At 32.3% G+C, this 16,870-nt stretch carries 15 protein-coding genes; 5 read left to right on the top strand and 10 right to left on the bottom strand.

Going from position 1 to position 16,870, the window contains the following annotated elements; all coding sequences use genetic code 11:
* Positions 1 to 49: 49 nt before the first annotated feature.
* A complete protein-coding gene (gene queG / locus FA048_RS08810; RefSeq protein ID WP_136839964.1) occupies positions 50 to 985 on the top strand; it encodes a tRNA epoxyqueuosine(34) reductase QueG in 936 nt (311 codons plus the stop codon).
* Positions 986 to 1,834: a hypothetical protein gene (locus FA048_RS08815; RefSeq protein WP_136839966.1), complete on the top strand. Its 849-nt coding sequence runs from the start codon at positions 986 to 988 to the stop codon at positions 1,832 to 1,834.
* 90 nt (positions 1,835 to 1,924) lie between these two features.
* Here the strand turns inward: FA048_RS08815 and FA048_RS08820 are convergent, their stop codons facing one another.
* The 3 genes from FA048_RS08820 to FA048_RS08830 all read right to left on the bottom strand — a co-directional run bounded on the left by FA048_RS08820 (position 1,925) and on the right by FA048_RS08830 (position 5,318).
* Positions 1,925 to 3,817: a M1 family metallopeptidase gene (locus FA048_RS08820; RefSeq protein WP_169306841.1), complete on the bottom strand. Its 1,893-nt coding sequence runs from the start codon at positions 3,815 to 3,817 to the stop codon at positions 1,925 to 1,927.
* Between the two features lie 68 nt (positions 3,818 to 3,885).
* Positions 3,886 to 4,257, bottom strand: a complete 372-nt coding sequence (locus FA048_RS08825; protein ID WP_136839968.1) for a GxxExxY protein — start codon at positions 4,255 to 4,257, stop codon at positions 3,886 to 3,888.
* A gap of 119 nt (positions 4,258 to 4,376) precedes the next feature.
* Entirely contained in the window at positions 4,377 to 5,318 is a 942-nt protein-coding gene (locus tag FA048_RS08830; RefSeq protein WP_136839970.1) for a 3'-5' exonuclease, read from the bottom strand.
* Between the two features lie 177 nt (positions 5,319 to 5,495).
* Here FA048_RS08830 and FA048_RS08835 point away from each other — a divergent pair, with 177 nt between their 5' ends.
* Positions 5,496 to 7,469 (top strand): DUF3857 domain-containing protein, encoded by a 1,974-nt coding sequence (locus FA048_RS08835; RefSeq protein WP_136839972.1) that lies wholly within the window; start codon positions 5,496 to 5,498, stop codon positions 7,467 to 7,469.
* Positions 7,469 to 9,373: a DUF3857 domain-containing protein gene (locus FA048_RS08840; RefSeq protein WP_136839974.1), complete on the top strand. Its 1,905-nt coding sequence runs from the start codon at positions 7,469 to 7,471 to the stop codon at positions 9,371 to 9,373. Before FA048_RS08835 ends, FA048_RS08840 begins: the two co-directional genes overlap by 1 nt.
* Positions 9,374 to 9,523: 150 nt before the next feature.
* Here FA048_RS08840 and FA048_RS08845 read toward each other — a convergent pair whose 3' ends face one another.
* The 6 genes from FA048_RS08845 to FA048_RS08870 form a co-directional block, all read right to left on the bottom strand.
* A complete protein-coding gene (locus FA048_RS08845) occupies positions 9,524 to 10,138 on the bottom strand; it encodes a thioredoxin family protein (RefSeq protein ID WP_136839976.1) in 615 nt (204 codons plus the stop codon).
* A 4-nt stretch (positions 10,139 to 10,142) separates the two neighbouring features.
* Positions 10,143 to 10,631 (bottom strand): TlpA disulfide reductase family protein, encoded by a 489-nt coding sequence (locus tag FA048_RS08850; protein WP_136839978.1) that lies wholly within the window; start codon positions 10,629 to 10,631, stop codon positions 10,143 to 10,145.
* A 40-nt stretch (positions 10,632 to 10,671) separates the two neighbouring features.
* On the bottom strand, positions 10,672 to 11,223 hold the full coding sequence (locus FA048_RS08855; protein WP_136839980.1) for a redoxin family protein: 552 nt from the start codon (positions 11,221 to 11,223) through the stop codon (positions 10,672 to 10,674).
* 4 nt (positions 11,224 to 11,227) lie between these two features.
* On the bottom strand, positions 11,228 to 11,725 hold the full coding sequence (locus FA048_RS08860) for a C40 family peptidase (protein WP_136839982.1): 498 nt from the start codon (positions 11,723 to 11,725) through the stop codon (positions 11,228 to 11,230).
* Between the two features lie 2 nt (positions 11,726 to 11,727).
* On the bottom strand, positions 11,728 to 14,337 hold the full coding sequence (mutS, locus tag FA048_RS08865; RefSeq protein ID WP_136839984.1) for a DNA mismatch repair protein MutS: 2,610 nt from the start codon (positions 14,335 to 14,337) through the stop codon (positions 11,728 to 11,730).
* Between the two features lie 245 nt (positions 14,338 to 14,582).
* A complete protein-coding gene (locus FA048_RS08870; RefSeq protein WP_136839986.1) occupies positions 14,583 to 15,158 on the bottom strand; it encodes a 2'-5' RNA ligase family protein in 576 nt (191 codons plus the stop codon).
* Positions 15,159 to 15,273: 115 nt separating this feature from the next.
* Here FA048_RS08870 and FA048_RS19815 point away from each other — a divergent pair, with 115 nt between their 5' ends.
* The gene (locus FA048_RS19815) at positions 15,274 to 15,837 is read left to right on the top strand and encodes a hypothetical protein (RefSeq protein ID WP_205943458.1); all 564 of its coding nucleotides are present in this window, start codon (positions 15,274 to 15,276) and stop codon (positions 15,835 to 15,837) included.
* Between the two features lie 98 nt (positions 15,838 to 15,935).
* Here FA048_RS19815 and FA048_RS08880 read toward each other — a convergent pair whose 3' ends face one another.
* Complete coding sequence (locus FA048_RS08880) at positions 15,936 to 16,748, bottom strand: DUF3108 domain-containing protein (RefSeq protein WP_136839988.1); 813 nt, start codon at positions 16,746 to 16,748, stop codon at positions 15,936 to 15,938.
* Positions 16,749 to 16,870 lie beyond the last annotated feature (122 nt).

The following is a 16,870-nucleotide window of genomic DNA, read 5'->3' on the forward strand; positions in this document are numbered from 1 at the left end:
AAATAGAAAGCATAAAAGGTTTTTTACTTAAAAGCCTATCTTTGTATAAATGTTCAACAATTCTGCAAAATATAGTCAAATGATTAAAGCGGAAGCTTTACGCTTAGGCTTTATGGCTTGTGGAATTAGTAAGGCCGAATTTTTAGAAGAAGAAGCTCCTAGATTAGAAAATTGGCTCAACAATAACCATCACGGCGAAATGGGTTATATGGAAAATCATTTCGATAAGCGATTAGATCCGCGTCTATTGGTTGATGATGCCAAATCTATAGTTTCTTTAACGCTCAACTACTTTACCGAAGATAAACAGTTGGATATCAATGCGCCTAAAATTTCTAAATACGCTTTTGGAACAGATTATCACAGTGTGATAAAAGAAAAACTTAAAGAATTATTAGCATTTATAAATGAAAACATTGGAGAAGTAGCTGGTCGTTGCTTTGTAGACTCAGCTCCTGTAATGGATAAAGCGTGGGCACAAAAATCTGGATTAGGTTGGCGAGGAAAAAATTCAAACTTAATAAGTAAGGATGCAGGATCTTTTTTCTTTTTGGCAGAACTGATTATAGACTTAGAATTAGCTTATGATTCTCCCTTTGCAGCAGATCATTGCGGCTCATGTACACGTTGCATAGACGCCTGCCCTACGGATGCTATTGTTGCTCCCTATACTGTAGATGGAAGCAAATGCATTTCTTATTTAACCATTGAATTAAAGAACGAAATACCAACAGAATTTAAGGGTAAAATGGAAAATTGGATGTTTGGTTGTGATATTTGCCAAGATGTTTGTCCTTGGAATAGATTTGCCACGCCACATAAAGAGCCAGCATTTGAGCCTGCCCTAACCCTTTTACAACTTAAAAAAGATGAGTTAATTGAAATGACAGATGATGTCTTTAAACAGGTTTTTAAAGGTTCTGCGGTTAAGCGTACAAAATTTACCGGCTTAAAAAGAAACATTGATTTTTTAAGAGAAAATTAGATGAGATATTTGATAATAATTGTACTTGTACTTTGCTTATTAGAAAGCTTAAATGCCCAAGTTTTGAAATTGAAACCACGCAAAGCGAATGCTATAACAGGTTCAGCTTTTGCGAAATCTATTGCTGATAGTACTTTATCATTAGCACAACGCGAAGTATTGATTTTAAATGAAATTAAAAGTGGAAATGTCCCAGATTTTTTAAGGAAGCTCAAAGAAATTACAGATAATACTGATCATAGTATGGGGATAGAAAAGGTATCCATAAGTTATTATGTTTTACCTGATTATTTTTGCATAGGTAGTAATGAAGATTTTTTTTATATACCTATGACTCCAATTTTGGCACAAAAAGTAGCTGATTTAACTAAATGTAGTTTACCCACAAAGCGGATGGTTGATCAAATCTATAAAAATGCTACAATTAAGCTTTCTCCGCAACCAATTCCTCCTACAAAAGCAATGACAACAGTACCCATCTTTATAGCACATAATGATGTATTAAATAAGCAATTAGCACCCTTTCTATTAAAACACAATGCTAGTGATTTAACTGCTGGGAATAAAAAGGACATCATTATTAGCAATAAAATTTATGGAGAAAAAACTGATAGAGTTGTTATTTATGGTTGGCATAAATTAGATGGAAAAGCTATTCAACCAGTTTATAATAAACACACTAATACTTGGGCAGATTACAGCCATGGTGTTCGTTTAGTTCAAAACAAAGTATGGGTTAATGGTAAAAAAACCAATATTGCTAAAGTTTTAGCAGATAAAAAAAATTGTTTTTTATTGAGTGAGGAAGGTGTAATAGAAAAGCCTTATTATCCGATTACTAAGTATTAATTTCTTTTAAATCATAACAATTTAAAGAATACCAAAGTACGGAGTAAAACAAAAGCCCGATTAATATTAATCGGGCTTCTAAATTTGCTTTTAATTCTTTACTACAAAAGTATTGTCACTCCTATCCTTATCTGGAACATGGCTGCTGCCCAATACAACTTTATTCAATTTTTTGGTAGTGGGGAATCTGCTTACCACTTCTTTGTTTCCATTTTTCCAAGCTATTATACTTAAGTGACTTTTTTCAGTTGTTCCGTCATCATAAGTCAAGGTTAAATCAACTGGCAAGGGTTTATTGCTCTTATTTTGTACAATAACTGAATAACCTGTTTGGGTTTTAATTACATCTGTTATCGCCAGATCCGTTACTCCCTCCTCAAAAAACCAAGGTTTCCAAAACCAATCTAGATTTTCTCCAGCTCCAGTATTCATGCTGTAAAAGAAATCATACGGCATTGGGTGTTTGCCATTCCAGTTTTTAATATAATGATGTAAGGCTTTGGTAAATAATTCATCTCCTAAATAGTCTTTTATAAAAAGATAGCCAAAACCAGGTTTAGGATAGGAATTGATAAATGAGCCAACCCCTTTTAATTCTGTTGTTAAAGTTACAATTGGAGAATCGTCTTTATTACCCGAAGAATTACCGGTTTGTAATACTCCATAATCATCTACAATTGTACTATCTATCATGGGCGAAATTAGCCACTCACCTATTGTAGCCCAGCCCTCGTCCATCCAACCGTATTTTGTTTCATTTATCCCCATATAAAACGGGAACATGGTATGAAAAATCTCATGATCAGTTAAGGTAATTGCATCAAAAGTGTTGCTAGTTGGATTGTCATTAACCATCATTGGATATTCCATCTGATCTAAACCATCAAAAACTGTAATGTGATTATATGGAAAAGGCCATTTTGGAAAATTATAACTCATTGCATAAACTGTCTTCCGAGCAAAGTTTATAACTTCATAATAGTCTTTATGTTTTGCATTAAATACGGCATCTACCCTAGTCCTTCTTTTAGTAATAGGATCTACCACCAAACTATTCGATTTCCATAGGTAGTGGTTACTGGTTGCAAAAGCAAAATCAACTACATTTTTAGCATCGAATTTAAAAGTGTTGAATGGTTTTTGCACTGTTATTTTATTACTTGCTAAATCGGCACTATCAATTACATTGATAGTCACATCACTTTTTTCTGCTTGTTGGAGCTTTTTATAAACCTCTTTATTAAATACTTCCGCACCATTTACCAAATCTCCAGTTGCCCAAACTCCAAAATTTTTGGGTACGGTAATAGTTACGTGAAAATTACAAAAATCATTGTAAAACTCTTCTGCACCACTGTAAGGTATTCTATTCCAACCATCTACATCATCATAAACAGCAATTCTGGGAAAGAAATAGGCTATAAAATGTGCACCTTCGTCTACCTGACCAGTTCTTTGATGAGAACCCTTATTTAACGTGTAACTGTACTCAATTTTAAAATTAATAGTTTTACCAGGTGACAAGGCCGGAATTTTGGTATGCATATTAGTTCCGTCGATTACTAAACTTGAGGTATCTTTAAGCTGATTATTTAGTAAAACACTTGTGATTTTAACACCTTCACCTAAATCACGTTCATTGAACTTAGATTTTCTAGGAACTCCCTTTTTATAAAGGTTTGGATATAACTTAAACCAAATTTCTTCTAAAACATCTGGGCTATTATTGGTGTATTGAATTTCTACCGTTCCTTTTAACAATCTAGTTTCAGGATTAAAATCTACTTTGATATTGTAGTTAGCTGTATTTTGCCAATAGTTTTTCCCCGGTGCACCATTAATGTCACGAGTTCCTTTTTGGTAAGCTTTTTGAAAAACTGTTTCTACCGGAAGCTGAGCCTTAGCATTGATGGCAGTAGAAAAAGCAAGAACCGCACATGCAAATAGGTAAACACAGATTTTTTGTTTATTTCTTTTAACCATTGTATTTCATTAATATAAAAAAATTTAAAACCACAGATTACACAGATAAACACAGATGTTTTGCTTAACTAATAACCATTTAACATTCTTTTAATTTCAACTCGGGGTTTTCCAAAGTTTATGAGTAAACCGCATTGCTTGTTGCAAGCTACTAGGTAATTCATTAATTGTGCTTGATGTATTTCTGTTAGCTCTTTTACTGCTTTTAGTTCTACTACAACCTTGTTTTCAACCATTAAATCTGCAAAATATTCACCTACAACCTCACCATGATATAGTACTTGTAAAGGTTGCTGTTTCATAACTAATAAATTGCATCTCACAATTTCTATAAACAATGCATTTTCATATACCTTTTCTAGAAAACCTGAACCTAGCGTATTGGAAACTGCATAGGCAGAACCAATAATTTTTTCTGTTATAGCATTAATTTCTTCCATAAAAAAACAAGTAATTATTGCAAACAGATTTTAGAAAACGGAATAAGCACATTCATAGACATTTATATCTGTGTTCATCCTTTTCATCTGTGGTTAAGTTTATTTGTAGTGAAACGACCTTATTTCCCAAATTTCATTTTTAACTGTTCTAACATATCGTTATTGATAGGTTTTGCAGGCTCTTGAGGTTTAACAGGTCTTGGGCTTTCCGTTTTTGAAGGTTGAACTTGTTGTTTCGCTTGTTTAGCTTCTTCTTTCTTTTTATTCCAACGTGCCCAAATTTCATCCAGTTTCTTTTTGGTATATAATGGGAAATCACCTTGTTTCATCCATGAATAGTAACTTGGTTCAACATCTAGCACAGATTCTACTGTACGGCCTTTGTGTTTACCGAAGTTAATTACCTCTTCTCCGTTTTCATTATAAACCATTCGGCCTGCAAAATCAACTACCTTATTCATATTGGTAAATTGATGTAAAGCATCAACATCATTTTGAACGGGCTTAGATTTAACTCCTTTTTTATCTTCGAACTCAGTATCCTGGTATTTGTCAAGTTGAGATAGTAAAACTTCATAAGTTGCTCTAATATCAGCCTCTGCAGAGTGCGCATTGATGATATCTTTTTCACAATAAAACCTATATGCAGCCTTTAAGGTACGTTGTTCCATTTGATGGAAAATATTCTGTACATCAACAAATTTTCTATCAGTCATGTCAAAATCTATCCCAACCCTTAAAAATTCTTCCAATAACATCGGAATATCGAATTTATTAGAATTGTAACCTGCTAAATCAGCGTCACCTATAAATTCTGCAATCTCTTTAGCTGCATCTTTAAAGGTTTGGGCATCTTTAATGTCTTCATCATAAATACCGTGAATTAGTGAAGTAACCAACGGAATTGGCATCTCAGGATTAATTCTTTTAGTCAGAATTAATTCTGTTCCATCTGGCATAGCTTTTAAAATGGCAATTTCAACAATTCTGTCTGAGCCTACATTTATTCCCGTTGCTTCTAAATCAAAAAAAGCTAAAGGACGTTTTAAATTTAATTTCATTTTTATAGATGTGAATATTAGAACTGCTATTAAGATAAAAACATATCTCTTTCTGCAATTCAAAAATGCTAAAAAGGTTTGGTTAGTTTTGAACTATTTCATTTAAAATTTTAATGCAAATTAATTTCATAATGTTAAACTGTACATTTATCTTGCCATAAGACAAATAAACTCTATATGAAGAAAATTTTAACGCTTTTCTCCCTCCTTCTATTTCATTATTCTGCTATTGCTCAGAGTTTTAATTATGGATCAATTACCCAAGAAGATATAAATTTTGATAAAAATAAAATAGACAGCAATGCCAATGCAGTTGTTTTAAAAGAATTTGGAACCGCAAGACTACAAATTGATGATGCAACAGGAAGTTTAGTTTTAATGTTTGATTATCATGTTAAAATTAAAATATTTAATAAGGATGGATTTGAGCAAGCAAACGTAATTATCCCTACCTATAAAGATGATATAAAACAAGAATTTGTTCAAGAGATAAAAGCTACTACTTATAACTATATTAATGGAAATCTTCAAGAAAGCTTGATGGATAAAAAAGCCATTTTCACAGAAAACAGATCAAAATATAATTCATTAACAAAGTTTACATTACCGAACATAAAAGAAGGTTCTATTATAGAATATAGTTATCATATCCAATCTCCTTTAATATTTAACTTTAGACAGTGGGAATTTCAAAGTAACATACCTAAAGTTATTAGCGAATATGTAGCTTTTATACCCGGAAACTATAATTACAATGTGTTATTAAGAGGTTTTTATAAATTAAGTGATCAAAAATCTGAAATAAATAAAGAATGCCTGCGGATAAATGGGGTAAATATTGATTGTTCAAAAATGACCTACATTATGAAAAATGTACCTGCATTTATTGAGGAAGATTACATGACAGCTGCTAGTAATTTTAAATCAGCAATGTATTTTGAACTTTCTGATGTACAAATGTTAAATGGTAGTAAGCAGAATATTACCAAAGAATGGAAAAATGTAGATAATGAGTTAGTTAGTGAAAGAAGATTAGGTTCACAAATGAAAAGAAAAGATCTTTTTAAGGATCTAATGCCAACTATCTTAACAAACACTACTGATGATTTAAGTAAAGCAAAAGCTGTTTATAATTATATCCGTAAGCAAATAAAATGGAACAATTATTATGGTAAGTTTAGCGAAGAAAGTGTAAAAACTGCTTTAGATACACGTTCTGGAAATGTTGCAGACATTAATTTGAGCTTAATAGCTGCATTATCTGCAGCTAATTTAGATGCAGAAGCGGTAATATTATCAACAAGAGATAATGGTACAGTAAACAAGCTTTATCCAGTAATAAGCGAATTTAACTACCTTGTTGCAAAGGTAAATATTGGCGACAAAAGCTATTTATTAGATGCAACTGAACCTTTAATTACTTTTGGTTTATTGCCATTAAGATGTATAAATGATCAAGGTAGAGTAATTAATCTTAAAAAACCCTCTTATTGGATAGATTTAAAAGCAGCACAAAGAAGTGTAACCAGCTATATGCTTACCGGCAAATTAACTGCGGATGGTAAAATTAGGGGATTGTTAACCACTACTACATCTGGTTATGCTGCATTTAATAAAAGAAGAGAAATTAAAAAGTATAATTCTATAGATGAATATGTTGAGAAATTAGATGAATCTTTACCCAAATTGAGCATCAAAAAGCATGAGATCTCTAAAATAGATAGTGTTGATCTTGCTTTGATAGAATCTTATGAAGTTGAGTTTGCTGTACACGATGGGACAAATAAAGAACAATTGTTCCTTAACCCCTTTTTCATTAATCGTATTTCTAAAAACCCCTTTAATTTAAATGAGAGAACTTATCCCGTTGACTTAGGAGCATCATCAGACGAAAGAATTATTATTAATATCACCTTACCAGAGAAATATACTTTACAAGATAAACCAAAAGACATGGCTATGGCTTTACCCCAAGCTGGTGGTCGATACCTTCTTCAATCTAGTGTAACGGATAATGTTTTAAGTCTAAGTCAAATATTACAGTTTAATAAAGCCATTTATACCTCTGAAGAGTATTTGTATCTTAAAGAATTTTATAGCAAAATCATCCAGAATCAAAAAACAGATTTAGTATTAAAATCAACCAACTAATGAGGTTATTTCCGTTTTTTATATTATTTTCTTTGTGCTTTTCTGTTTGTATTGCCCAAGATAACTATGATGCAGAACTAATTCCATCGGCCTTACGAAATAGGGCAAATGCAACGATTAGAAATGAGGAAACAGTAGTTGATATGCGTTCACCTAATAATGTAATGTATACTGTTAAACAAGCAATAACTGTATTAAACAAAAATGGTGATGAAAATGCGAGATTAGTACTCTTTTATGATAAAAATATTTCGATAAAGAGTATTAAAGGAGAAGTTTACAACGAAGTAGGCAAACTAGTTAACAAGTTTTCGCAAAGCGATTTTAAGGATGAAAGTGCTGTGCAGGGGTTTTCTTTATTTGAAGATAACAGAGTAAAACATTTCTTACCATCAGTTAATACCTATCCGTACACTATAGTTTATAATTATGAAATACGTTATAAACAAAATTTAATCATTCCAGATTGGGTACCAAAACCAGCTAGCGATGTTTCTGTAGAAAAAAGCAGCTATACTTTTATTTGTAAGCCATCAGATCAGTTTCGTATAAAGACGCAAAGTTTAACCACAAGTGTTGATGAGAAAGTAGATGATAAACAGAAAGTTTTGGTTTGGAAAGTAAATCATTTATTGGGTGTAAAACCAGAGCCTTACAGCCCATTAAAAGAAACATATCAAACTTATGTTAAAATAGCTCCTCAACAATTTAGTTATTTCAATTACAAGGGAAGTTATGCCAATTGGCAAGAATTGGGAAAATGGTATTATGATAATTTATTAAAAGACAGAAATAATTTACCCCCTGCTACCATTGAGGTCATTAAAGATTTAATAAAAAACGAAAAAACAGATAAAGATAAAGCAAGAAAAATATACCAGTACCTACAAGATAAAACCCGCTACATCAGCATTCAGGTAGGCATTGGTGGCTTTCAACCTTTTACAGCTGCAGATGTAGATCGTTTAGGTTATGGAGACTGCAAGGCTTTGGTAAATTACATGCAAAGTCTTTTAAATGTTGCAGGTATAGAATCTTACTATTGTGTAGTAAAGTCAGGATCAGAAAAGAAAAGCCTAGATCCTACTTATGCAAGTATGAATCAAGGTAATCACATTATCTTATGTATGCCATTAAAAGGTGACACAACTTGGTTAGAATGTACGAGCCAGAAAATACCCTTTGGATTTTTAAGTGATTTTACTGATGATAGATACGTTTTAGCCTGTACATCGGAGGGTGGTAAGTTGCTAAAAACACCCACCTATAGCATGCAAAACAATTTGCAAGTTCGTAATGCTAATTTAGTTATAGACAACAATGGAAGTGTAAATGGAACTGTAAAAACAATATTTTCTGGAACTCAATATGATAATCATGAAGAAATTGTTGGAAAACCCTTAACAGAGCAACAAAAATTACTAAAGGAAGATTATAACATTGATAATATTAATTTTGATAAAATAGCCTATCTACAACATAAAGATGCAAATCCGAAAATTACAGAAAATCTGAGTTTAAACATTAGGAACTATTGCGCTATTAATAACAACAGAATGTTTATTGTAGTTAATGCATTTAATGTTATAGCAACCATACCAGAGGTTAGAAATAGAACAATGCCTGTTTATCTAAATAGAGGTTATACTGATATTGATACCATTGTTTATACGATACCTGAAACTGTAATAGGGATTATAGAACCTATTCATAAAAACATCAAAAGTGAATTTGGTTCTTATGCTTCATCAGCTGTTTTAGATGGAAATAAATTAACTTATTACCGCAAAATTGAATTGAACGAGGGCACTTTTCCTGCAGAGAGTTATGAGAAGTTTTCGAGATTTATAACAGATATTAATGTAGCCGACAACTTGAAGCTGATATTTAGCTTAAAAAAATAATTCCAAGTGTTATACCAATAACCATAATTAAATACATCAGAATTTCTGTAGAGGCAAATCGCTTGTATTTTGACCAGAAGGAATAATCTTCTTTAGGTTTAGACATAAAAAATCCCGAAATTTTTGTTTCGGGATAAAGTTATGATTTTTTTATTCTGTGGTTCCTTCTTTTTTCCACTTAATACTACAACCAACTGCTTTTGTAGCTGTAACTGTTGGCTTTTTTCCATCTAATAGAAGATTTACCGCATTTTTAACATAGTTTTCTCTATTGGTATTTTCTTCCTGCTGATCATTATCAATGGCACCAATATAAGCCACTTCATTGCCTTTGGCGGTTTTTTGCAACACAAAAATGTGGGGTGTTTTAGTAGCACCAAATTTTTTGGTATACACATGATTTGGATCCTCCAAATACACGTAGCTGTAGCTCTTTTCTTTAGCTAATGCCTGCATTCTTTCGTAGCTATCTCCTGGTGATGTCACTGGATCATTTGTGTTTATAGCAATTACAGGATAGCCTTTTGCCGCATACTCTTTATTCAGTGCCTCTATCCTAGCTTGATAAGCCTTTGCTACTGGGCAAGTATTACAAGTAAATACAACAATGTATCCTTTCGCAGCAGCATAACTTGCAAGAGAAACATTCTTTCCATCAACATTTTTCAAACTAAAATCTGTAGCAATATCTCCTACTTGGTAACCGGTTTGTGCTTTTGCCATAATGCCTAGCATTAATAAGCAAACAAATAAAAATTTTCTCATTTATTTAAGGTTTATAATCTCCGTGAACTATATTTTTAACTAAATCTTCTAATTCTTTACTTGTAAATTCTCTTTCAAAAAATAACCTGCGATTCTTTTTTGCAATCAAAGTAGCTGGGATTGCCCCAGACCAATTTTTATCAACTTTTTCTATAAATGCTTGTTGGTCTTTTTCATTAATAATATAAACTTCAGATTTGAGCTTGTGTTTTTTAACAAATGGAATAACCTCCGACTTAAGTTTCGACTTGAAGTCTAAACTCATTAAAATTACTTTTAGCGGCTTATTTTTATTTTCAAACTGCAATTTCTCAAAGCTCGGTAATTCTTCTACACATGGTCTGCACCATGTTGCCCAAAAATTAACAACATAGGTTGTGTCTTTTCCTTTAGCTATTCTTTGCTCTAATTCATTTAAAGTTAACAACTTAACTTGAGATTTAGCGGAAATAGTTATAAAAAACAATAAAAGTATGAAGCAGTATTTAATCATAATAAAATTTGAAATGCCTCAATAATTTAAGACATATTATTTACTGTAGCATTTTATTAACTACTTGTTCTACAAACTTATTTTTTGGAACTTTCTTTTCATCTTCCTCATCATCAATTTTACCAATATATTTAATAAGCAGGCCATTAGGTTTTTTCTGAAACACAACAGCGCTTGGTGTTTGTTTTATACCCAATAAAAAAGTGTATTTAAAGTTGTCATCTGTTAAATATGGAAAAGTAAAGCCTTTGCTTACCGCAAGCTTTTTCATTTCTGGCATCGCATCTAACGGATATTTAATCGGATTATCTCCATAAGGTCCAATAGCAACAACAGGAAATCCCTTAACTTTATATTTTTTATCTAGGGCCATAACTCTTTTTTCATACATGATACAATGATCACAGGTTGGTGTCATAAAAACAACAATAAATCCCTTTGCAGATTTTTGAGCTCTAAAATCATATACAGTTCCTTTAGTACTTAAAAGTGCAATATTTGAAACAGTTTGGCCTACAGTTAGTTCCTTTTGCGCAAAAAGAGTAGATGATAGACAGCTTAACAAACACAGGATGATGGTAATTTTTCGCATAATTTTATTTTAAAGTTCCTGTTTTAACAATTGCATTCTGATATACAGGTAAATTCAGATCGTCAACTACAACACCTCTGGTAGTGGAGGCATGTACAAAAAAATCGTTATTTAAATAAACGCCAACATGATCTACTTCATTGCCTCCAAATGAGAAAAAGATGAGATCGCCCTCTTCTAGATTGCTTTTGCTCCTTTTTTTAACCGCTTCTGCTTGATCCTTAGATCTCCTTGGCAAAGTAAAACCGTAAATATTTTTTTCAAGTAATAGCGCAAAACCAGAACAATCAATTCCACTTTTATCTAAGCCACCTAAACGATATTTTACACCAGTCCAATCGGTAATGAAGCGATATAAACCCTTGTTTTTTAAATTAGCCATAGCATCAGCTGCTTTAGCGGCTTTGGTATTAGATTTTGCAGTATACTTTCGCGTACCACATGAAGATAAAAATAATGCTAACAATAAAATGAATAAACAATTTAGCTTAAAATTTTTCATACTTATGTTTTTATCAGTCTTTGTATTTCATCCAATTTTAACAAAGCTTCAACAGGTGTTAATACGTTAACATCAAGGTTATTTAGCGTATCTCTAATTTTTACTAAAACTGGGTCATCAATAGCGAACATTTGCAATTGGTAAGCCTGGTTCTGTACTTTCTTAATACTGTCTTTTATGCTTTGCCCCTCTGTTCTATCAATTTCTAAACGTTTTAAAATTTCATTAGCACGATTAATCAATTTAGAAGGCATACCAGCCATTTTAGCTACATGAATACCAAAACTATGCTCACTCCCACCCGGCACCAACTTACGCAAGAAAATAACCTTATTGCTCATTTCTTTAATAGTTACATTAAAGTTCTTAATCCGAGGCATGGTATTTTCAAGTTCGTTTAATTCATGATAATGTGTAGCGAATAAAGTTTTTGGTCTAGCCGAAGGATGCTCATGTAAAAATTCGGCAATTGCCCATGCTATAGAAATACCATCATATGTACTTGTTCCACGACCAATTTCATCTAATAAAATTAAACTTCTATCAGATATGTTATTTAAAATGCTGGCTGTTTCATTCATTTCTACCATGAATGTACTTTCACCAGATGATAAATTATCTGATGCACCTACTCTAGTGAAAATTTTATCAATTAGTCCAAAAGTTACATCTTTGGCAGGAACAAAACATCCCATTTGGGCCATTAAAACAATTAAAGCTGTTTGCCTTAATATTGCCGATTTACCGGACATGTTTGGACCAGTAATAATGATAATTTGTTGGGTATCATTATCTAAAAAAACATCATTTGTAATATATTCTTGGCCAATTGGTAGTTGTTTTTCTATAACTGGATGGCGGCCACCCTTAATATCCAGGTCTTTTTTATGGTTTAGGTGAGGTTTTACATAATGATTTTTAACCGCTAATTGAGCGAAACACAATAACACATCTAACTTGGCTATTAAGTAGGCATTTAACTGAATTGGTTTAATAAATTGGGCAACTTGATACATCAATTCGCCATATAAACGCACTTCAATTGTTTGTATTTTCTCTTCTGCACCTAAAATTTGTTCTTCGTATTCTTTTAGTTCTGGCGTAATATATCGCTCTGCATTTACCAAAGTTTGCTTACGGATCCAGCTTCCTGGTACTTTATCTTTATGGGTATGGGTAACTTCTAAATAATAGCCAAACACATTATTAAAAGAGATTTTTAAGGATGGAATTCCTGTACTTGCAGCTTCTCTTTTCTGAATTTCAACTAAGTACTCTTTTCCACCAAAAGCTATTTTACGTAAACGATCCAATTCATCATCAATTCCATCTGCAATTACATTTCCCTTAATTAACAAAGCTGGAGGATCTTGATTTAGCTCTCTTTCTAATTTTTCTTTAATGCTTAAGCAAGGGTTTAATTGTGATGCTAACACAGTTAAAAATTGGTTTCCGGTTTTTTCGGCTAATAACTTTACCTCTTCTATATGTGAAAGCGCCCTTTTCAATTGAACCAATTCCCTTGGACCCGCTTTTTGTAAACCAACTTTAGAAATTAGCCGTTCTAGGTCTCCAATAGGTTTAATGTGATTTAAAAATGCCTGCAACAAATCATCATGACCTACTAAATACTCTACCATTCCTAGTCGTTCCTGGATAGGTTTAAGCTCTTTTAATGGCATGATAATCCATTTATGCAGCATTCTGGCTCCCATTGGGGTTGATGTTTGATCAAGTACATCAAAAAGGGTTACCCCATTATCATTTGCAGTACTTACCAATTCTAAATTGCGAATGGTAAAACGATCTAACCACATGTAACGGTCTTCCTCTAACCTAGAAATAGAAGAAATATGTTGCAAGTTTCGGTGTTCGGTTTCTCCTAAATAATAAAGCACAACGCCAGCTGCTACAATACCAGATTGCAATTTATCAACCCCAAAACCTTTTAAAGAATTAACTTCGAAATGTTTGGTCAATATTTCATTCGCATAGTCATTGGTAAAAGCCCAATCATCAAGCGTATAGGTGTAAAATTTATCACCAAATAGGTTTAAAAACTCTTGTCGTTTATTTTTCTGAAAAACAACTTCTGTTGGCCTAAAGCCCTGCAAAAGCTTATCTATATATTCTGCATTGCCTTGAGCAACTAAGAATTCTCCTGTAGAGATATCGCAAAAAGCAACACCTAAATTTTGTTTATCAAAAAAAACTGCAGCTAAATAGTTATTAGATTTTTGACTTAAAATATTGTCATTGTATGCAACACCTGGCGTAACCAATTCGGTAACTCCACGTTTTACAATTGTTTTAGTTGTTTTTGGGTCTTCTAACTGATCGCAAATGGCTACTCTTTGCCCTGCTCTAACCAATTTAGAAAGATAGTTCTCTAAAGAATGATGCGGAAAACCAGCCAACTCTAAAGCTCCATTAGGACCAGTACCTCTTTTGGTTAAAACTATACCTAAAATATTAGCTGTTTTTACTGCATCCTCACCAAATGTTTCATAAAAATCCCCTACTCTAAATAACAATAATGCACCAGGATATTTCGCCTTAATGGTATTGTATTGCTGCATTAATGGTGTTACAGTTTCTTTTGCTTTGGCCAAAATCTTGATAAATTACTAAGGTGTAAATATAGCATCTTGAGACTTAGCGTTGAAGTTTTTGTGGATAAATTATTAAAATGTTAAGAGGTAAAAATTTATTAGATTTTTTGGAAATCAGTTTCATCACTTTTTTAAAAGTTAGTCCTGCTGTACATTATAGCCCTCTCCGCCAAGGCGGATTCAGGGCTGTCATTTCCATCAGGTTTAAAAAGCAAAGCTTGTAAAACTATTAATGGGTTGGGCACTTAAAACAAACTCTGCTGAGGATTTGGTTTAGGTTCAACCCCAAGAAACTTGAAATCCTCAGAAAAAATTTCATATTGCCTTTTATTCGGATTGAATTTCCTGAGCACAAGATTGGCACAATCAAAATCAAGTTTAACATCAGCAAACATTTGTAAGGCAATTTTAACATTTTGCTCACTTAATTTCCTCCCTATAGACATATGTGGATCTTTGCTATTATATGAGTTTTTGATGTCCAAATTCTTTTGGATTCTTTTCATTAAACTGGTTAAAGTTATTTTGGTTTGTTCATCTGGAGCTAAAAAAACCGCACCATTAGCATAACTATTTACTCCATCAAAATTTAAATGAATTGGATTTTCATAACTAACTACTTCTTTTAGATGGTTTATGATTCGATTGACTTCATCTTCATGAGTTACAAATTCGCTTATGGTAATATGAGCATCAGAATTTCTACTATTATACCATCCTATTTCTGAATATAAATCATTCTTTAATTTGGCAACAAATTCAATTCCATTCTGTAAAGGCATTATCGCGATTGAGTATTTATCTTCTAACAAGGTCATCATACTTAAAATTAGTAAATCTAAATTGTGAGCCGAATAAAAAGTATAATCGGCTCATTAATTGCCATTTTCTGAGCCGAATAGTAATACCTATATTTGCAAAACATTAAAAAATCAAATGGCAATTTTACATCATAAAGAAGAAAAAATACAGGTAGTGCTAGGTAGGTTGCCTAAAAAATACACACACGAACAATTCGTTGAAATGTTCATTAAATTATATTCTAAAGATTGGGGCAAAATTAAAGCTGCTTATATTAAACAATCTCAAGATAAAGAACCGGGAACAGTAATCAATATGCCTAAACCAGATCTTTATTTAAAGCAAATCCTAGATACCTATATTATTGCTAACCCTCCAAAAGCAGAAGAAATAAAGGAAAAAGCAGTAAAAGTTGAAAAATCTCCAGTTACTAAAGCTGCTCCTAAGAAAAAAGTAGATTTAATTGTAGCTGAAGAGCCAGTTAAAAAACCAAAAGTTGTGGCTAAAAAGAAAACTGATGCAGTTGATAAAGTTGAAATGGTTAAAAAGCCAAAAGCTGTATCAAAAAAGAAAGTGGAAATAGAAGAAACAGTTGAGCCAACTGCAACAGCTAAGAAAAAGGTTCCTGCTAAAAAGAAAATTGAAGAAGAAAAAATTGCTCCTGCTAAGGTAAAAAAGGCAAAAACTACAGAGAAATAAAAAATTAGTGACTAATAACGGGGATCAAATCATACCGATTGATCCCCGTTTCTTTTTTTATAAATATTTCAACGTCTTTTTCAGGCTAATATTCTGTGTTATTTCGCTTTAAACCTTAGCGGTAAATTCGGTGCAGCACCATTTAGCTTAACTTTATACCTATAACCGTTATTAAAAGTATCTTCCTCTTTTAAAAGCTCTTTATTCTTTTTACTGATCCAAAAACGTTGAACAAATTTATTCCCGTTAAAATCCGATTCGTTCCTTAAAATCCAGCAGTCTACTTTTTGCAGATCGTTTGTTTCTAGTATTTCGCTACCTTCTACTTTATATAACACATATTTTGGCGTTGAATATCCTGCATCATAAAAGTTAATAGCAAAAGTTTTTCCCTCTGCAAGAGGCAACATTTCAAATGTTTCAATATCCAAGTTCCAATTAAAACAAGGCCCAGTAAAATCCTGTTTAAAATCTTTTTTCAGGTTTTGCGCTACGGTATCAGCTCCTTTTATTTGTTTAGAATCCCAATTGTAAGCACTTAACTTGATTCCAATCTGCTCTGAATGATAAATAGGGGAAAAATCTTTGGCGTTATTTACAGAATATACTTTGCGGTACATTGCAGTATCATTTGAATACCATTGCTGATTAATCACAAATACATCTTGGCCATTTCTCTTTTCTTTTTTAATATCTCTCAACCATAAAGACATCATTAATGTTTTAGCTTGTTTTGGCATCTGAAAATAAACCAGGTATTGTTTTAGCCCAGGTTTTAATGCAGCGGTGTTGAGTTTTCCTTTGCCAATTTGAATAGTATCTATTTTTTGAGCAGATACGGGATTAAACAGGCAACAAAGCATCATTACCGTTAATAATGCAAAAGGATAATTGAAATTTATTCTTTTCATGTTTGAAAGGTTTTTATGTAAATAATGAACCTAAAATTTGTACTATTATCTTATCTCTTAAAACTTTTTCAACGGTTAGTGTCTTATTTTTAATGCTTAGTCGTTTTTAAACTATTCATATT

It is taken from the genome of Pedobacter polaris, from assembly GCF_005116505.1.
Classification (GTDB): domain Bacteria; phylum Bacteroidota; class Bacteroidia; order Sphingobacteriales; family Sphingobacteriaceae; genus Pedobacter; species Pedobacter polaris.

Bases quoted from the DNA above. Each gene is read 5' to 3' on its own strand.
- queG (WP_136839964.1), top strand. From the start codon at position 50: ATGTTCAACAATTCTGCAAAATATAGTCAAATGATTAAAGCGGAAGCT.
- FA048_RS08815 (WP_136839966.1), top strand. From the start codon at position 986: ATGAGATATTTGATAATAATTGTACTTGTACTTTGCTTATTAGAAAGC.
- FA048_RS08820 (WP_169306841.1), bottom strand. From the start codon at position 3,817: ATGGTTAAAAGAAATAAACAAAAAATCTGTGTTTACCTATTTGCATGT.
- FA048_RS08825 (WP_136839968.1), bottom strand. From the start codon at position 4,257: ATGGAAGAAATTAATGCTATAACAGAAAAAATTATTGGTTCTGCCTAT.
- FA048_RS08830 (WP_136839970.1), bottom strand. From the start codon at position 5,318: ATGAAATTAAATTTAAAACGTCCTTTAGCTTTTTTTGATTTAGAAGCA.
- FA048_RS08835 (WP_136839972.1), top strand. From the start codon at position 5,496: ATGAAGAAAATTTTAACGCTTTTCTCCCTCCTTCTATTTCATTATTCT.
- FA048_RS08840 (WP_136839974.1), top strand. From the start codon at position 7,469: ATGAGGTTATTTCCGTTTTTTATATTATTTTCTTTGTGCTTTTCTGTT.
- FA048_RS08845 (WP_136839976.1), bottom strand. From the start codon at position 10,138: ATGAGAAAATTTTTATTTGTTTGCTTATTAATGCTAGGCATTATGGCA.
- FA048_RS08850 (WP_136839978.1), bottom strand. From the start codon at position 10,631: ATGATTAAATACTGCTTCATACTTTTATTGTTTTTTATAACTATTTCC.
- FA048_RS08855 (WP_136839980.1), bottom strand. From the start codon at position 11,223: ATGCGAAAAATTACCATCATCCTGTGTTTGTTAAGCTGTCTATCATCT.
- FA048_RS08860 (WP_136839982.1), bottom strand. From the start codon at position 11,725: ATGAAAAATTTTAAGCTAAATTGTTTATTCATTTTATTGTTAGCATTA.
- FA048_RS08870 (WP_136839986.1), bottom strand. From the start codon at position 15,158: ATGATGACCTTGTTAGAAGATAAATACTCAATCGCGATAATGCCTTTA.
- FA048_RS19815 (WP_205943458.1), top strand. From the start codon at position 15,274: ATGGCAATTTTACATCATAAAGAAGAAAAAATACAGGTAGTGCTAGGT.
- FA048_RS08880 (WP_136839988.1), bottom strand. From the start codon at position 16,748: ATGAAAAGAATAAATTTCAATTATCCTTTTGCATTATTAACGGTAATG.